This is a genomic window from Candidatus Woesearchaeota archaeon, assembly GCA_018303405.1.
In the GTDB taxonomy this organism is placed as follows: domain Archaea; phylum Nanobdellota; class Nanobdellia; order Woesearchaeales; family JABMPP01; genus JAGVYD01.
The window spans coordinates 1-17,310 of sequence record JAGVYD010000006.1 but is presented as its reverse complement, the minus strand read 5'-3'; the positions used below and the strand labels follow the sequence as shown (position 1 = coordinate 17,310).

16 protein-coding genes and 1 tRNA gene are annotated in these 17,310 nt (G+C 46.0%); 9 read left to right on the top strand and 8 right to left on the bottom strand.

Translation table 11 applies throughout. From position 1 onward, the window contains the following. The first annotated feature begins 13 nt into the window (after positions 1-13). Positions 14-727, top strand: coding sequence for a GAP family protein (locus tag J4227_01205; GenBank protein ID MBS3109129.1), 714 nt, complete (start codon positions 14-16; stop codon positions 725-727). A 5-nt stretch (positions 728-732) separates the two neighbouring features. Here J4227_01205 and J4227_01200 read toward each other — a convergent pair whose 3' ends face one another. After that, positions 733-1,527 carry a metallophosphoesterase gene (locus J4227_01200; protein MBS3109128.1) on the bottom strand — a complete coding sequence of 265 codons (795 nt, stop codon included), beginning with the start codon at positions 1,525-1,527 and terminating at the stop codon, positions 733-735. Positions 1,528-1,666: 139 nt separating this feature from the next. Here J4227_01200 and J4227_01195 point away from each other — a divergent pair. From J4227_01195 to J4227_01175, 5 genes are all read left to right on the top strand, one after another. Next, positions 1,667-1,740: transfer RNA gene (locus J4227_01195), tRNA-Ala, on the top strand. Positions 1,741-1,887: 147 nt separating this feature from the next. After that, positions 1,888-2,844, top strand: coding sequence for a Fic family protein (locus J4227_01190; protein ID MBS3109127.1), 957 nt, complete (start codon positions 1,888-1,890; stop codon positions 2,842-2,844). 350 nt (positions 2,845-3,194) lie between these two features. Continuing rightward, on the top strand, positions 3,195-4,274 hold the full coding sequence (locus tag J4227_01185; protein MBS3109126.1) for a hypothetical protein: 1,080 nt from the start codon (positions 3,195-3,197) through the stop codon (positions 4,272-4,274). Positions 4,275-4,433: 159 nt separating this feature from the next. Then, positions 4,434-7,736 carry a PKD domain-containing protein gene (locus tag J4227_01180; protein MBS3109125.1) on the top strand — a complete coding sequence of 1,101 codons (3,303 nt, stop codon included), beginning with the start codon at positions 4,434-4,436 and terminating at the stop codon, positions 7,734-7,736. Positions 7,737-7,875: 139 nt separating this feature from the next. Then, complete coding sequence (locus tag J4227_01175; protein ID MBS3109124.1) at positions 7,876-8,316, top strand: hypothetical protein; 441 nt, start codon at positions 7,876-7,878, stop codon at positions 8,314-8,316. A gap of 63 nt (positions 8,317-8,379) precedes the next feature. On the opposite strand, the gene J4227_01170 is transcribed toward J4227_01175, so the two are convergent. Further along, the gene (locus tag J4227_01170) at positions 8,380-8,670 is read right to left on the bottom strand and encodes a hypothetical protein (protein MBS3109123.1); all 291 of its coding nucleotides are present in this window, start codon (positions 8,668-8,670) and stop codon (positions 8,380-8,382) included. Between the two features lie 70 nt (positions 8,671-8,740). Between J4227_01170 and gltX the strand changes: the two genes are divergently transcribed. Beyond that, positions 8,741-10,435, top strand: a complete 1,695-nt coding sequence (gene gltX, locus J4227_01165; protein ID MBS3109122.1) for a glutamate--tRNA ligase — start codon at positions 8,741-8,743, stop codon at positions 10,433-10,435. Positions 10,436-10,494: 59 nt separating this feature from the next. On the opposite strand, the gene J4227_01160 is transcribed toward gltX, so the two are convergent. Beyond that, positions 10,495-11,220, bottom strand: coding sequence for an alanyl-tRNA editing protein (locus tag J4227_01160; GenBank protein ID MBS3109121.1), 726 nt, complete (start codon positions 11,218-11,220; stop codon positions 10,495-10,497). Between the two features lie 116 nt (positions 11,221-11,336). Here J4227_01160 and J4227_01155 point away from each other — a divergent pair, with 116 nt between their 5' ends. Further along, positions 11,337-11,990: a hypothetical protein gene (locus J4227_01155; protein ID MBS3109120.1), complete on the top strand. Its 654-nt coding sequence runs from the start codon at positions 11,337-11,339 to the stop codon at positions 11,988-11,990. Between the two features lie 12 nt (positions 11,991-12,002). Here the strand turns inward: J4227_01155 and J4227_01150 are convergent, their stop codons facing one another. The 5 genes from J4227_01150 to J4227_01130 all read right to left on the bottom strand — a co-directional run bounded on the left by J4227_01150 (position 12,003) and on the right by J4227_01130 (position 15,416). After that, on the bottom strand, positions 12,003-12,176 hold the full coding sequence (locus tag J4227_01150) for a DUF1931 domain-containing protein (GenBank protein MBS3109119.1): 174 nt from the start codon (positions 12,174-12,176) through the stop codon (positions 12,003-12,005). 77 nt (positions 12,177-12,253) lie between these two features. Then, the gene (locus J4227_01145) at positions 12,254-13,330 is read right to left on the bottom strand and encodes a hypothetical protein (protein ID MBS3109118.1); all 1,077 of its coding nucleotides are present in this window, start codon (positions 13,328-13,330) and stop codon (positions 12,254-12,256) included. Positions 13,331-13,338: 8 nt separating this feature from the next. After that, the gene (locus tag J4227_01140; GenBank protein ID MBS3109117.1) at positions 13,339-13,935 is read right to left on the bottom strand and encodes a hypothetical protein; all 597 of its coding nucleotides are present in this window, start codon (positions 13,933-13,935) and stop codon (positions 13,339-13,341) included. 161 nt (positions 13,936-14,096) lie between these two features. After that, positions 14,097-14,561, bottom strand: a complete 465-nt coding sequence (locus J4227_01135) for an Lrp/AsnC family transcriptional regulator (GenBank protein ID MBS3109116.1) — start codon at positions 14,559-14,561, stop codon at positions 14,097-14,099. Between the two features lie 102 nt (positions 14,562-14,663). Next, complete coding sequence (locus tag J4227_01130; GenBank protein ID MBS3109115.1) at positions 14,664-15,416, bottom strand: ribonuclease Z; 753 nt, start codon at positions 15,414-15,416, stop codon at positions 14,664-14,666. Between the two features lie 74 nt (positions 15,417-15,490). Between J4227_01130 and J4227_01125 the strand changes: the two genes are divergently transcribed. Then, positions 15,491-17,152: a dihydroorotate dehydrogenase gene (locus J4227_01125; protein MBS3109114.1), complete on the top strand. Its 1,662-nt coding sequence runs from the start codon at positions 15,491-15,493 to the stop codon at positions 17,150-17,152. The last annotated feature ends 158 nt before the right edge of the window (positions 17,153-17,310 follow it).

Genomic DNA, 17,310 nt, shown 5'->3' with positions numbered 1-17,310 from the left:
TACCATAGTTAAGATGGCAACTGAACTATCACTCCCCTTTGTAATCGGGGCTTCCCTCATTGATGGAATCAATCCCTGCGCATTCGGAGTTCTCATTTTCCTGCTTTCTTATCTGCTGAAGAAGACGCATGACATGAAGCGCATGCTCCTGGACGGCACAATCTACATATTCGGTGTATTCATAACTTACATGGTCGCAGGATTGGTATTGCTGCCAATTATCCAGCACCTTGGCAATTTTTCAGTCTATGCTTATATCATAATTGGCATAGCAATCATAATCTTTGGCCTGCTTGAGCTCAAGGATTTTTTTTGGTATGGAAAGGGGCCTTCTCTCCAGATATTGCCCGGCTATGCCCAGAAAATAAAGGATATCGCAGAGAAATTGGGCGGGAAAGGAAAACAATCAGCAATGCTCAGCGGCTCAATATCCTTTGTGCTCGGCGTTGTTGTCGCGCTGGTTGAATTGCCATGCACAGGAGCGGTCTACCTCGCAGTTCTGACCCTAATGTCAATAAACGGCTTCACGGCATTGAACATGAGCTACCTTGTCCTGTACAACATCATATTTGTCCTGCCGCTCTTTATCATAATGTTCCTTGTCTACAAAGGATTGTCAACACAGGCAATGGAGGCCTGGAGAAACGCCAATAAGAAATACATGCGCCTGATTGTCGGACTGCTTCTGACCGGCGTGGGAATCTGGATGCTGCTGTACATCACTTAAGCATATTATTTTGCTTCAAGAATCTTGATTTTCTTCAGGTCATCAAGGTCTAACAGGAGGAATCTTGCCTTGTCTGCATATGGGTTTGCGCCCGGATTAAGGCATATTGTCCGGCCTATTCTGTCAGCAAAGCTTCCGGACACTTCTGAAGATTCATGTATGTGGCCATGCAGGGTCAGCCGTGGCTGGGTTTCCTCAATGAACTGCCTTATTGCCTTTGAGCCGACATGGCTTTCGCCGTAAATCATATCCAGCAATGAGTCAAAAGGCGGCGCGTGAAGCACATAGACTGTTTTTTTTGGGTCAAAGAGCATTTTCAGGGCTGCCAAATCCTCGCTCATTGTGGTCCTTTCAACAGGCACGGTCCTTATTCCTTCCCTCTGCACCATCTCGAATTCGGGCTTTTCCCAGTCTTTTGTTGCAAAAGGGAAAAGATTGACAAAGCCATATCCTGCAATTTTATGCTTTCCAAGCACGGCTGCTTTCATTTGCAAATAGTGCAGTTCTCCTCTCTTGTCTGCTTCAACCAAAATGCCCTCATTGACCTTGAAATCGCCGTTGCCCATGATGCAGTAGAAGCCAATTTTCTTTTTTTTGAGGTCCTTGATCTTTGGCAGCAGGAAGTCCAAAAGGAATTTTTTCTGGTTTTCTATCCTGTCCTTTAATCCGGACGTTTCGAGCGGGCCAATGTCGCCGCCATAGACAATTGCCTTTGCCTTGTTTTTTGCAGCTTCGGCGAACAGCTTTTGGAATAATACCTTATTGCCGTGCAGGTCAGTGGCGTAGATAATCTTGTGCATATACTCAAAAATGAAGAATAAGTTTATAAAGCATTCTTAAAGCTACATTCACGAGATGCTTCGGCGATGCATTGAGTTTATGGGATTGAGCAGCGCGAAATCCCATTAATACGATTCCGTGCGAGCTGAGGCCAGCTCTGGGCTGGTAGTTAAATCCGGCATAACGCCCCGTTGGCAATGGGGAGGCTCCGGGTTCAAATCCCGGCCAGTCCATCCTTACATTTTGTCCGTTCTCGGAGATAAAACTCACATATTTACAATTTAAAATGATAATGTAAAGGGTAAGGGGTGGCTACAAATCAGGCAAAATGTAGTCACCTAAACGCAAACTATTTAAATATGTAGTCACCCCCTCAATGCATGCACATCGAAAAGAGAGTTGAAGGAAAGAAGGCAAAATATTTTCTCGCCCATTCATATAGGGAAGGTGCTAAAGTATACAAATTCAGAAAATATCTGGGTCAAGACCTAAAAGTTGAACTGCTTGAAGAACGGAGGGAAATTGCTGAAAAACTTATCCTGGAAGAGATACACAAATATAATATCATAAAGGATCCATTGCAAACTAAACTATCAGAAAAAGAGATTGAAGAGATAAAAAAACTTGAAGCGCAAATTCCCTTAAAAATTTCCCATCTTTCAAAAGAAGATTGGCAGACATTTTCAAGAATATTTACATACAACACCAATGCAATTGAAGGAAGCAAGCTCAATGTAAAAGAAGTGAAGGAATTACTGGAAAAAGACAAGTGGCCAGACAAATCTAAGGAAGATATAGCAGAGGCTTATGGAGTTGATGAAGCTATAATGCTTATAAGAACAACAAAAGAGCATGTTTCTATTGAGCTCATAAAAAAAATTCATAAAATAGTTTTCAAAAACTCCAAATCATTTGCCGGACAATTGCGAAAGAAAGGCGAAGAAGTCGTTGTAATGGGCAGTGGAGGACAGGTTGTTCATGAAGGGGCACCACAAACAAGAATAAATCATCTGCTCAAAGAGTTAATCAGGTGGTATGAAAAAAACAAGAATGAGTATCCTGCCTTGGTTCTTGGGGCAGTCATCCACAACCAATTTGAAAATATTCACCCATTCAGGGACGGAAATGGAAGAGTTGGAAGAATATTGCTGAACAACATCCTAATTAAGCATAATCTACCACCAATAAACATCAATCTCAAAAATAGGCAAGGGTACTACGAATCTCTGCAGGAATACGAAAAGAATCATAACTTGAAGCCGACAATCGGACTGTATATGAAAGAATACAATTCTCTGAAGAAACAATTAGGTGGCCACAAAAAGAAGAAGATGTAGTCGCCCGTAACCATGAATAAATGCATAACCTTCTCCGAGAACCCATCATTAATGATGACAAACAACAAGATATTATGAAAAAACACACAATTACCCTCGACGCAAAAAAATTCAAGGAAATTTTATTGCACAGCTGGAACTTGCTTCCTGCGGAAAAGCAGGAAGAATTGAGAAGTTTTGGGATTTATCCCGAGCGACTGTCCCTGCAGAATGCCGCGATCCGACGCACAACCGGCCAGTCCACTTTATTTTTCCAAAACTATGGTTAATATCTTATCTCTTTTATCATCAATTAGCCAACTATCAACCTGCGAAACATTTAAATAATCAGTTGCATGATTTTGGTAAACATGCGTGTGTCTTTCGTGACCAAAAGGGGAATTATTCTCTTAATTCTTGCGGCGGTGTTGCAGTTTTCTGCATATGCTGCAGACGGGTTTACTGACTACACATTTACCCTGATGAATGAGAAAGGAACCGTTATCGCTGAATCAATTGTCCATTTTGAAATAAAGGATTTGAATGATGGTTCCATCCTTTCCTATGACCGCTATCTGCCTGATGGAATATTGGAGCTAAATGTGGCAGAAGGGAATTATGAGCTGGCAATAAATTATAGAAGCACTGAGTCCGCTTTTTTCGGGCATTATGGCAAAACGATGCTACAGCCTTCCTCATCACCCGTGCAGGAAACAATTATTCTCACTCCAATAGCGCATATCCGTGGAACTGTTGTCGATGCCTTTGACAATTATGTTGCCGGAGCTGGCATAAAGTATGAATGTGCCCAAAATTATGCCGGAAATGATATCTTAACTGACGTATACGGCTCATTTTCGCTCCTTAATGTTCCGCTGGGCAATTGTAAAATCTTTGCAAGCGAAGGAGAAAACATTGCTAACGTGGAAATCAATGCGGATGAGAGTATGGTTTATGATGTTGAGGTGCACTTTGAAAGCAAAACTAAAGGGCTCGGCGCCACATTTTGGTGGGGACTGATTATTGGCATAATAATTGTCGTGGGGATACTTGTCATTCTCCGCCTCTATTCATCAAAGTCTGTTTTGCCTGGCAAGGAATACTCGAAAAAACCAAATGAAACGCCTCCCGACCGGTCTGCAGAAGCTGGTCAATCTGCGCAAATGGCAGCTCCGGCTGTCCAAGGGATTCTATTGACAGACCGGATGGCAGCAGTTCTCTCAACCTTAGACGCCTATGAACAGGAAGTGGTCGAATACCTGCTCAAAAACAATGGCACATCAACGCAAAACCAGATCAGGTACAGCTCAGGAATCCCCAAAACTAGTCTATTCAGGTGTTTGCAGAGACTGGAGCAGAAAAAAATCATAAAAACCGAGTCAATTGGAAAAATGAAGAAAACCGAGCTGACTGAGTTTTTCCTTACCGGAAACGAAAATAAGGTCTTATAAACGATTTCTTGGTGATTTAGGCTCATTGGAACGATTAATGCCAAAAATGTGTCCCATGTGTCCGGTAAAACTACTTATATTCGTCCGCTTTAATAATGGATCAGAAAAAGTGGTGTCCTCATAAAATCAATCCAAAAAATGTGAAAAGGTGGGAAAACAATGGAAAAAAATCTAAGAATCGTAACATCAATTTTGTTTGCTTTTAGTTTAATGCTTGCATCTGCTTTAGCAGTTATTGCTGAAAATGATACCGTCCCGGCCATTCCTGCATGCACTGACACTGATCAGGGGCTGAATTTCAATCTAAAAGGATTTGCCACAGGTAATAATGGTAATGGTGCAGTTGGAACAATATATGATGCATGTTTTGTTCGCTATGCCAATGGCGGTGGATATCAGACTGCTTCCTGCAGTGGAGATAATTGCGCACTGGAAGAGGCAACGTGTTCTGGAAATTATATAGCCACTTACTCACCAAATGGCCAGGGAGTCTCATGCCCCTATGGGTGCAATGATGGCGCTTGCTTGATTTCAGCTCCTTTGCCAGTTGTGAGCACCATAAGTGTAGTCACTCCCTATGGCGGCGAGTCATGGATGCTTGGGCATGCTTATACAATAGGCTGGAAAACCAGCAGCGTTCCCACTGCGTATTGGACATCGAAGCCGGTTATAGAACTGGTGGATAGCAATGGCCAGGCGGTTTACAAAACCACGGCAACATCAACATTTGTTGGCCCAGATGACAGCCGTTTCGGGCGCACAAGCATTTCTATCTCTGATCCTTCTTTTCTGAACATGAAGCTGAAAGTCAGGATTTCAATTTATGATACCAACAACAATTTGGCAGCGCAAGGAACAAGCGAGGGCTATGTTTTTTTTACAAATAGTGGAGTGGCCATAGGATGCGGCCAGTCAACAAGTTCGCAGGTTCGCAACCCCCTTTATCCCATGGACAAAACATTTGCCAGCCTCAGCACCCTATCACACCCAGAAATACTTAAGTATAGGATTATGTGGGGCGGCGGTTGGTCTGACTGGTACACACCCGGCATCAACGATGTTGATTGGAAAACTAATGATGACGGAACTCGAAGAAGGGTTTGGGCATATTTCAACGACCACACTCACGAAATAATGGTTTGTGGGTCAGAACCAGCTCCGGCAAATAAGCCTCCTGTCATCACTTCAATTGGCGGGCCTGTGTCATTGCAGGCTCAGGAAACAGGCACATGGAAAATATCCGCATATGATCCCGATGGAAATTATCTGGCGTACGAAATTTCATGGGGAGATGAAAACTTGGGAGCGCCGGTTAGTGCTGATGAAAAAGGGGGCTTTCAATCATCAGGAACTTTCCAGCACACATACTACGCTCCGGGATATTATACTATAACATTTGCTGCCATTGATGACAAGGGCGCCACAACAAAATCTACGCTGACTGTTCAGGTTGGCCAGTCAGTGCAGCAGGCTGACCTTACAATAGGGTCCATTTCAATACAGCAACAGGATTCTGTGGATTCGCAGGGCCGTGTCCAAGTAAAAATCAACGGCATGGTGCAAAACATTGGTACAGCAACATCAGCCCCTTACAATGTTATACTGTATGTAGATAATATCTTCATGAACTCGGGCAATGGCTATCACGGCCTTACGCCTGGCGAGACCGAAGGGCCTGATAATGTCGGTGGCGGAAGCTATTATTCCCCTGGCTGGCACACAGTGAAGTTTTATCTGCAGCCAACAGGCGCAGACAAGGATTCCAGCAACAATATCGCAGAGGAAAAATTCTATGTCAGCGAAACAGGAAATAAGGCTCCTGTAATAGACTCTTTCACTGGTCCGGGTGCTTTGAATGTAAATGAAGTTGGCACCTGGGGAATAAGCGCGCATGACCCAGATGGCGCCTTGCTGACTTTTACGGCATTGTGGGGAGATGAAACAAATGAGGGCACTGCAAAGAGCGTGCCTTTGGTGCCTTTATCCCCTGGAACTACTGCCACAATGCAGCATCAATACTCAAGCGCAGGGGATTACATAGTGACATTCACTGTTAGGGATGAAACAGGCCTGACAGCAGTTCAGTCACATAAGGTCTCTGTAAGTGACACCGGCGACGAAATAATCGCATACTTTGGAAAGCCATTCCGCCTGGATGAGGGGCAGACCGCCAGGATGGTTGACAACGGCGCAAAAATAACGTTGATTAGGGCAATAACAACCGATTGTCCCGTGATCTCCACATGCCCTATCAAAATGGTGCAATGCACAGAAGGAACAGTGCCTTATACCTCCCTGAATGTTGCAGGCTGCAAGATCCTCACTTGCATTCCCGCTGGCGAAACATATCCTGTAGAAGCTGTCCAAGAATCAATGACAGAAACAGCATCTGCTGCATCAGGGGGCGGATCAGGAGGCAGTTCAGGTGCAAATACAGTATCCATTGCGAATGCCCAATCAACAAGTGTAATCACCACGACTAAAGAGCCATCAATTATCACGGAAACACCTGCATGCAAAGCGTCTCAGGCAGCAGTTCAAATTGAGTACCAGGGCAGCAAGGAGTCAAGAATTTTTACCCAAAATGAGCCTGCTCAATACCAGAATATGCTGGTGACTGTGAAAAATGTGAATTACAAGAGCGCAAGCTTTATTGTGAACTCTGTGGAGCCCGATGCACAAATTGTCAAGCTAAATGAAAAATTCCTCCTGAAAACAGGCGGGAAGGCAATGCTCAGCCAGCCGTACCTGCGCGTGGAGCTCATGAAAATCGTGGCGATGGCAGAAATGGTTCGAAGCCAAAAAGTGATTGTTTCCCCAACAAGTTCGGTGGAGAGTAACATGCTGACCGGCCAGGCCGTGCTTGAAGCCAAGCCCACTCTTGTGACAGAGGCCCCGGTGGTCGCTACAAGGTATATGGTCATTGGCACTGTAACAAATGAGGAAGGAAAAGTTCTCAAATTCAACATGGAAGAAGGTGATGTGTTCAACATTAATGGCATTGCCATGGTCTTGCACAAAATCGACCCTGCCTATCAGCAGACTGTCTTTTCCTTCATAAAGGGAACAGATAGCTCTGTAGAGCACCCATTGCCACCAACTGAGACAACTAAGGTTTCTGAAAGCGAGACTGAATTTGCTTCTGGCAGCAGTGAAATTTCAGTCGGCACTGATGAAGTCTCAAAGGGCGAAGTCTCCAAGAAATGCGATGGCTGCGTAAAGGGCAACCTGTGCTTGTCAGTGGGTTTGAGAACCAGGGATAGCAAAGGCGCCGCCACTTACTGTGACCTTGACACAGCAATAAAATACCAGAAAGAAATCGGTCAGGTGTGCGACAACAATTTTGAATGCCAAACCAACACCTGCAATTCAGGAAGCTGCGTTGACCTGCAAAAACAGCTTGAAGAAAACATGTCAATGATGCAGAAGATAGCAGCTTGGTTTGAAAGGATATTTGGCTAAGCCTATTAACCAATAAACATAATAATCCTCATCGCCAGATTATCCACATGTACTTTTTTTAGACTACTTTCTCTCTCCCATTCTACAAAAAGCAACATTTATATACCAGGATAATCATCAAGCTTCTGGGGGTTACAGTATGGTAATATTGTTCGACAAGTTCAATCTGCCGGATGACATCTACGAAACAGTCTTTGCTACAAAGCAGCAGGTCATTGTTGCCAAGCTTCTTGTCCGCTACATGAAGGAAAATGGCAGCCAGATCGGGAAGACCGAGATGAGCCTTTTCGCGACAAAGCTGCATGAGGGAAACCTTATCACTGAAATCGACGAAGCGCCCTACAGCGGGAAGAAAGTCAAGATTTCCTACAACAAGAGGCAGTTCTATGACAGGATACTCACTCCAATGAAGAGCATGGGGATAATTGATTATAACCTCTACTCAAAAACATACAAGCTGTCTGAATCTTTTAACAAGGAACTATTGAGGATTGGCCTGCAATGGGTACAGGAATTGAGAAGGCCGCCAATGGATTTCAAGAAAAAATCAACTGGCCCAAGGCTGCCTGGCATGGAATAAAATGTCAGTCTGGTTTTCGATCTGCAAAACCAAAGGCAGGCGATGGCCGGAACCCAGAAAAAATTAATTCATCTTCTTGTCGCTGTGTATTCCTATGACCTTGCACGTCCTTCCAGCATAGCATGGGCAGAATACAATTGCAAAAATGAAGAGGATTGTCCCTGTCCAGAACTGCCCGAGAAAATAATCCCCTGAAAAAAAGTTCAGCACTGAATTGGCAATCAGCGCAATGGACCACAAAAGGAAAAACCAGCTTCCGTTGCCTGCTGCCAGGTGGTCATGCAATTTTGGCCTGTCCCTGAATTCCGGGCTTTTCTCAGCAAGCCTGCGCTTAAGCCCTGCTTTTTTTGCCATTTTGAATTTCAGGAGGAACAAATATATAAAATTTTATATACTATGGGCCTAAAACAAGCATGGGGACAACATGGATTTTGAGGCGCAACTCTACAAGTATGCACTGCAGAACGCAGTCAGGTTCAATGGCACTGCAAATGAAAAAACAGTAGTCGGAAGGCTTTTGTCTGAGAGTGAAGAGGCCAGGAAGAAGATTGATGAGATCCGGACAAAGGCGCAGGAGGTCTGCGTCAGGGTAAATGCCATGTCGCAGGATGCCCAGGCAGCGGAGCTGAAAAAGGTCGCGCCTGAGCTTCTCGAGGAAAGCAGGGGAAAAAAGCACGAGGAAAGGGACATTTTTGCATTCCTGGGGATAAGGCCGGGCGAATACGTTGCGACGGCCTTCCCGCCTGAGCCGAGCAAGTACCCCCACATCGGGCATGCGAAGGCAATCATGCTGAATTACCTCCTTGCAAGGAAGCACGAGGGCAAATTTTATCTCAGGTTCGAAGACACCAACCCTGAGCTGGCTGAAAAGGAGTTCTATGACATCCATCTCGACAATTACAGTTGGCTTGGCATAGAGCCTGACATCATTGACAATGCTTCAAACCACATGGAAGAATTCAGCCTTTTTGCTGACCAGCTAATCAAGAAAGGCAAGGCATATGTCTGCACTTGCCCAACTGAAATAATGCGCGAGAACAGGGCAAAGGGAATGGAATGCGCATGCCGGAAAAATGAGCTGAAGAAGATACAGCACCTTTGGCAGGACATGTTCCTGATGAAGGAAGGCGAGGCAGTCCTGAGGATGAAAATCGACCTCACGCACCAAAACACAACAATGCGCGACCCTGTTCTCATGAGGATAATCGAGAAAGGCCACCCCCTTACCGGCAGGAGATACCGTGTCTGGCCAACCTATGATTTTGAGAACTCAATCATGGACGGCCTGCAGAAGATTACCCATCGCCTGCGAAGCAAGGAGTTTGAGCTGAGGAACGAGCTGCAGAGGCACATTCAGCTGGAATTGGGCTTTGACCAGACAAAAATCTTCGAGTTTGCCCGCTTCAATATGGAGGGCGTTGAAAGCTCAGGCAGGATAATCCGAGACAAGATAAAAAATGGCGAGCTGGTCGGGTGGGACGACCCGAGCCTCACAACACTTGTTGCCCTGCGAAGGAGGGGCTTTGTTCCGGATGCAATTAAGAATTTCATTGTCAACACAGGCATAACCAAGGCAGAGGCAACTTTGACATGGGACGACCTCATTGTGCAGAACAGGAGAATCCTCGACTCAAGCTGCAACAGGTATTTTTTCATTGATGATCCGGTTGAAATCCACATCAGGGGCGCGCCGGACTCGACAAGCCACTTGAAACTGCACCCAGACTATCCAAACAGGGGCACGAGAGACCTCATCACGCATTCAGGATTCCTGCTTTCCAGGAATGATTTCCAAAGCCTGGAGGACAATGCGCTTTACCGGCTAATGGACTGCCTGAATTTCACCAGGAAAGGAAATGATTTTTCATTCCATTCTAAGGAAGTTGAAAAATACAAAACAGCCGGGAAAAAAATAATGCACTGGCTTCCTGCCGCGGATGGCCTGGTGGATGTCACTGTCATGATGCCGGACAAGGTGGTCAGGTCAGGCAAGGCCGAGCCAATGCTGAAAAATGTCAAGGTCAATGAGATTGTGCAGTTTGAAAGGTTTGGCTTCTGCAGGCTTGACAGCATAGGCGGGGAAAACGGCCAGCTCAATTTCTGGTACACGCACAAGTGAGCGACTGGGATTCATCCTGAACAAGTATTAGTTTTTATATGGAATTTTTTATATAGAATTCATTCACCAGCCAGCTCAAAATATATCCTCCTGTTGTTCCTTCCCTTGTTTTCCGCTTTTATGACCCTTATCCCCCTCACTTCAGAAGTGTTTTTGACATGTGTCCCTCCGCATGCCTGCACATCAAATCCAACAATGTCAACCAGCCTGATGGTTTCAACATCCTTTGGGAATTCCATCTGCAGCTTTACAACCGAGGGTATTTCAAGCGCATCTTCCCTGGACATGAACTTGAATTCCACATCATGGGCATTATTGATTATCCTGTTGGTCTCTTCCTCATACCTTTTGATCTGCTCCCTGTCAAAATTATCAAGGCTGAAGTCTATCCTTGTTTTTTCCACGCCTATCTGGTTTCCGGTAATCTGGGCGCCGGAAATTTTGTTGATTACGGCACAGAGAATGTGGATTGCGGTGTGCATACGCATATGGGCATATCTCCTTTCCCAGTCAACCATCCCTTTTACTTTGTCCCCTGGTTTCAGGCCTTCCTGGTCCAATTCATGGCTGATGTTATTGCCGAATTTTCCCACAAAAATAACCTTAAACATCCTGCCGTCTTCCGTCATCAGCATTCCGGTGTCATAGGGCTGGCCGCCTGAGTCAGGGTAGAAAAATGTCTTCTGCAATACAATGTACTTTCCATTCGCTTCTTCAACAACTGCCTCAAATTCCCTGTTGTAGCAGTCTTGCAGGTATGCTGCCTGGCTTGAAACATCTCCCATGAGCTCATTAAAGCATATGCGATTTAAAACATTTATTGAATTTAGGCAGGGGATTTTCAACCGGGCACAGCATCACCGAAACTTTTAAATAGTCTGAAAAAATAAAATATTCAGCGATGGCAATCAGCACATCAGGTTATGAGCTTCTGGATCCGTTTGTTCAGATATGGAATAGTATTGTTCTTTATCTTCCAGGCATTTTGGCTGCGCTTGCCGTAATCATTGTCGGCTATTTTGTCGGTGTCCTGCTTGGCTACCTCGTCACAAAAATCATTGAAAAGACCAAGATCGACCACTGGATGCATGAGAAGAAAATGGTGGACGCCATTGGCGGCCTGCACTTGTCCAGGGTAGCAGGACAGCTTGTAAAATGGTGGGTGTTTGTCGCATTCCTCACTCCTGCGGCAAATATCATTTACCTGGATGAACTGGCAGATATCCTGACAAGCGTAGCGCTTTGGGTGCCACACTTGATTGCCGGCATCGTGATAATGCTCGCTGGCCTTCTATTTGCTGACTTCCTTGCCAACAGCGCATCGCATGCGAAAAAGCTTCGCGGCATTCAGGCTATCAGCACACTCATAAAGATTCTTACCATCATCTTCTTTGCCGGAATTGCCTTGCGCGAAATCGGCTTCAGGATTTTCCTGGCCGAGATGACAATACTGATGATTACAGGCGGTGTTATTCTCATCTTTGTAATTGGATTTGGCATAGGGATGATAAAGCCGGCAGAAGAAATTATCAGAAGCTGGCTGAAAAAGCTCTAGTCGGCAAAATGCTCAAAGGTCTCGCGGCATTATTGTGTGCCTGTTGTTCTGGCCCGCCCTTCTGCATGCGTCCTGGATCATTTCCTTGACTTTGGCGTCCAACGCATCTGCAAAATCGCTTGAGACATTGTATGCCTTGCCCTGGTATGTCGTGGCTTCCTTTATGTTGGATTTGACGATTAACATGGCATTTTTCCTTATCGGGGATTATATAAAATTTGTGTTGTTAGAATGCTAAGCATGGCTATTACCCCAATCTTGCCTCATTTATGGAAAAGCCCTTTCAATTTTCCGGCCAGTCCTTCTTTCTTCTCGCCGGGCAGAGGTGTTGTCTGCTCATCATCCCTTAATTCAGGAAGCCTTGCCTTGTCATCATCTTTCCCTTCCAGCGGGGGGACAATTGGCGCTTCAATATTGTCCGGCACCATTTCCTGCGGGGATTCTTCCGCAAGCCATTCCGGGGGGACATCTGCTTCAAAAACCGGCGTATTGCCATAGCCATCAGCTGTTTCGCTTTCCTGGCCAGCCATCATGGACGGGTCAAGAGGCATAAGGCTTTGTCCCTGCTCAGCCATTGCCTTTTCCATGTTGCCTTCACTTTCCCGCTGCTGGTTTGCATTGATTGAATTGGCAGCATTCATTGCATCCGGTGGAAAGGGCATTCCATCTCCCTGGATGTCCTGGCCGGCCAGTGGCTGGCCGCCTGGCTGTTCTGGCTCAAAATCCATATCCCCAATCTTGTCATAAACCTCTTCTTCATGGCTTTCCTTTTCCAAAATGTGCTCATGCTCCTCAAGCGCATCAGGCAAGTAAAGTCTTCTCCTGATTTCTGCAATTCGGTCGAGCATTTTCTGAAGCTTGTCATACGGCGCGCCGCCACTGCTCATCAATTTCCTGTTCCGCTCTTCAAGCTTCATGAGTTTTTTCCTCACAATTTCCAGCGTGCTTTCCCTTTGTGCCCTTTTGGAAATTATTTCCAGCCTTTCCTGCAAAAGCCGCTCGCTGCGTGATTTTTCATCAAGAAGCATCTGGTATTTTTCCTTGAGGCCCTCATACCTTGACGCAAGCTTTTCATATTCAGCTTTCTGCCCTGCATCCATATCCGGCCCGGCTGGGACAACTGCAATGATGCTTTTGGAGCCGCTGCTTTTTTCATTCTCAATGGGCTTCAATGCCTGTTTTTTCTGCTTCCTGCCTGTGCTGTAATAGCTCTGCTTTTGCTCAGAAACCGGCAATGGGCCAAGGCTGAACCTCTTCGACGTGTCCACGGATTTTGCTGCGGCAGAAAGTTTAGCCAGTGCATGAGAAACAGCATCAAAATCGATTTGCCCGCGCTGCATTTTAGCTGCTACCTTCCGAAAAGGCCCCTCTTCTTTTCTTCCCTTGGCGGCGGAGGGGGCATTCCTGGATTAAATGGCTGCAAGGCTGGAGGAATGTCAAAAGGCGGCGGCATTCCTCCTGGCGGAGGGCCAAACTGTGGCGGCATGCCCTGCATTGGAGGCGGAGCCTGCACTCTTTGCAATGGGGCCCTCAATGGCGGAGGCATTCCCTGTTGCATGCCCATATCCCTCATGGGCATTGGAGGAGGCGCCTGCGCTTGCCTTTTCATCATGTCTGCCAGGGACACAATGCCTTTTGCAATCTTTCTGTTTTCATCCAGAATCAAATCAAGCTTTTTCATGATGGTCTCATGTGAGTTGCCATCTTCGGATTCGCCGTCTTTGGCCATTTTGAAAATATCCAGAAGCTCGCTAATGTGGCCGTTAAGTTCGTCAATTGAGTCCTGCAATGAGCCGCTGCCCGATGAATCCAGCTTGCCTGAACTGTGCGGGCGGGCTTCCCTGTCATCTTCAGGTGACTTGCCTTTGAGCCTTCTAATTTCCCTCTTCAAATCCTCTAGCTGCTTTCGAGAAGTCAATTCATACTCACTGTCATCCTCACCCATGGATTCACCTCTTCTTAGCTGTTACATGATTATATTCATATATAAACCTTTCGCACCATGCTTGGGGGATTATAAACTATTATGAGGACAGCTTAACCATTTATGAGAACAAATGCCCAGCAAAAAAGCCAGAATTTTGCCCTGAATGCGGTCATTAACCGCTATTCGCTCTTCAAGGGCAATTCAAACCCCTCTTTTTTGATGACTTCAATAACATGGTGTTCGGCAAAATTTTTGGAAACTTGCTGCAGCAGCTCGCTGAACGCATAGGCTTCCCGCATTTCCCTGAAAATGGCTTCGATAAAATAATTCGTGCCATTGTTAAGCCTGAAAACATTATTGACATGCTTTAGCAAATCCGGCCTGGCATTCAAAAGCTCCCCTAAGTTTTCATTTGTTCCCTTATTGCTGCCAATCTGCACGATGTAGCATAGCCGTATCGGGTAGCCGGCCATTCCGAAATCCAGCTCGCAATAATTTTTGCTTATTCCGTGGCTGGCTATCTTTCTCATGATGGAATGCACATTTGATACGGACATGCCTGTTTGCCCTGCCATTTCAACTAGGGGCTGCCTTGCATTTTTTCTCAGGCATGCAAGAACCATCAATTCTTTTCGGCTGATCATGCGTTATTGCATATCCATAAGTTATTTATGCCTTTGCTCATTTTTTCCGGAAAATTTCCGGCAGAATTGTTGCGTTAATGATAAGCTTTGGCATGGTATCATTCAGATGACCAGCATTGTTCCTGGCTCGGGGACAAATGCATTTATTTTTTCCTTTTTAATTATTGTTCTCAGCCTGGCCAGGTCTCCTGCCCTGACAGTTTCCCTGAAATGAACCAGCGCCAATGCCTTGACATTCTCTTCCTTGCTCATTTTGATTAGGTCAGTGGCCATTGCATGCCCCCTGAAAGTCTCGTCAATTGTGAAAGATTCATGTATCAGCAGGTCACATCCCCTGTAGAGTTTCCTGCCTTGCTCAGTAAACATGCCGTCGCCGCTGTAAACAACTGACTTATTTCCCTCTGTGATTCTAACAGCATAATTTGTTTCACCGTGGATGGTCGGCGCGAGCCCAAAGCCAAGCCCGAACATTTTTTTATTCTGCTCAAACTCAGCATACCTGAGTGAATATGGCAAATCCGGCTGCTCTCCAAGAAAAGTTGAATAAGCAAGGGCAAGGGCAGCCTGGACGAATTTTTTTATTCCTGCATGGCCGAAGATTACAAGCGGCTTTTTCCTGTTTAGCTCCCTCATCCTCATCAGCACAGTCGGCAGGCCGAAAAAATGGTCGCCGTGCCTGTGGCTTATGTAAATGCCGTCAACTGTTGTCATGATATCCTGGCGGTTTATCAGGGCCTGGGCAATGCTTGTGCCGCAATCAAGGATGATGCTGCTTTTTTTGCCCTCAACATGGACAGACACATTTGGATAATTGGGGTCTGTTGCGCTTCCAACGCCAAGGAATGTAATTTTCATGGGCTGTTTTAATGCATTGCCATATAAAAATCTTGGCAAAACTTTATAACCACCTGGCTGCTCGCATAGATGACATGGAGCTCTTCGGAAAAAAAATATCAGGCCCTTTTACAATAGGCTCTGGCATTGTCACAACCAACATCGGAATAATTGCAAAATTTGCCAGGGAAATCCCCCAGGTCGGCGTTCTTACCACAAAAAGCATTGGCCTGGCGCCCAAGCCCGGCAACATTGAGCCCATTTTTGCAGACTTGCCTGAAAAAAACACTTTCATAAATGCAGTGGGCTTAGGCAATCCCGGATTTGAAGCCTTCAGGGCCGAAGCTGAAAAAATCTATCCTCTCAAAAACCGCTTCCTGCTTGTTTCAATTTTTGATTCATCGCCGGAAGGTCTTGTGAAGATTGCCAAGGGGCTGGAAGGCATTGCAGACGGCTTTGAGCTGAATTTTTCCTGCCCGCATGCTGAAAAAGGCTATGGCATCCACATTGGCACAAGCTGTGAGCTGACAGGGAGATACACAAAAAAACTCAAGGACCAGGTCAGCAAGCCGATCATCGTTAAAATGACGCCCAATGTGGAAAATTACAGTGAGATTGTCGAGGGCGCGCTGAATGCGGGTGCAGATGGCATTACTGCAATCAACACAATTGGCCCGGCTGACAATGAAGTTCTTAGCCACGGCAAAGGTGGCGTGTCAGGCTCATTTGTAAAACCAAGGGCGCTTGAATGCGTGAAAATAACAAGGGAAGTGGCTGACAGGCTCGGCAAAAAAATCCCGATTATAGGGATGGGAGGCATAATGGATGCTGATGATGTCAGGCAATTCAGGGATGCAGGGGCGACAATTTTCGGAGTTGGCTCAGCCCTGACCGGCCTGGACACAAGCTCCATAAAAAAATATTTTGCCGCCATGGACAAAGATCTGCAAGGCAATCAGAATTCATGCGCCAGCATTGTGATAAAGCAGAAACTCATGCAGTATTCCCCATTCAAGATCACAGAAATCAGGCAGGTTGACCACGACCTGAAAATCTTTTATTTTGACAGGGCAATCCCGCATGCCAGGCCAGGGCATTATGTTTTTGCGTGGCTAAAGGGGGTTGCTGAAAAGCCTTTTTCGCTGGCGCACAACAATCCCGTAATGCTTGTTGTCAGGGCAGTTGGCCCTTTCACTAAAAAGATGTTTGAGCTCAAGGTTGGCGGCACAGTGATGATGCGCGGCCCTTATGGGACTGCCTATCCTGAGATGAAAGATTCTGTTCTCGTTGGCGGGGGGACAGGTGTTGCCCCTTTGTTTTTTCTTGCATCACAGCAGCTGCCATCTGCAGTCTTCATTGGCGGAAGGACAGCCAATCAGCTTCTTCTCAAGGACGAGTTCAGCAAAATCTGCATGACATTCGTCTCAACCGATGATGGCTCCGAGGGATTCAAGGGATATGTGACTGACCTGCTTGCAGGCAAGCTCAAGTCAGGCCTCAAGATCAGGAGCTTTTCAACTGCCGGGCCTGAAATCATGATGAAGAAAGCGGCAGACATTGCAGCCAACTACCTTCCTGAGGATAAAATCCTCCTGAGCACTGAAAGATATTACAAGTGCGGCGTGGGAATCTGCGGTGTGTGCGAGTGCAATGGCTACAGGACCTGCATAGATGGCCCAATCATGACTGCTGCGTCTGTGGCGCCAGACTTTGGCAGGGTCCACAGGGACAAGACTGGCAAAGTCCTGCATTTCTAAACATGCTTTTCTAACCATTCATGCATTCATGCGCTGGCAAGGGGGTTGCCCGAAAAGTTAGTTTGGGCATCAATTTTGCGAAGCCCATTCCAGGAGGGGTTAAGCATTTTTCGGGGTTGCAGAGGAGAAAAATGCAATGCATGGGAAGCTGCAATGCT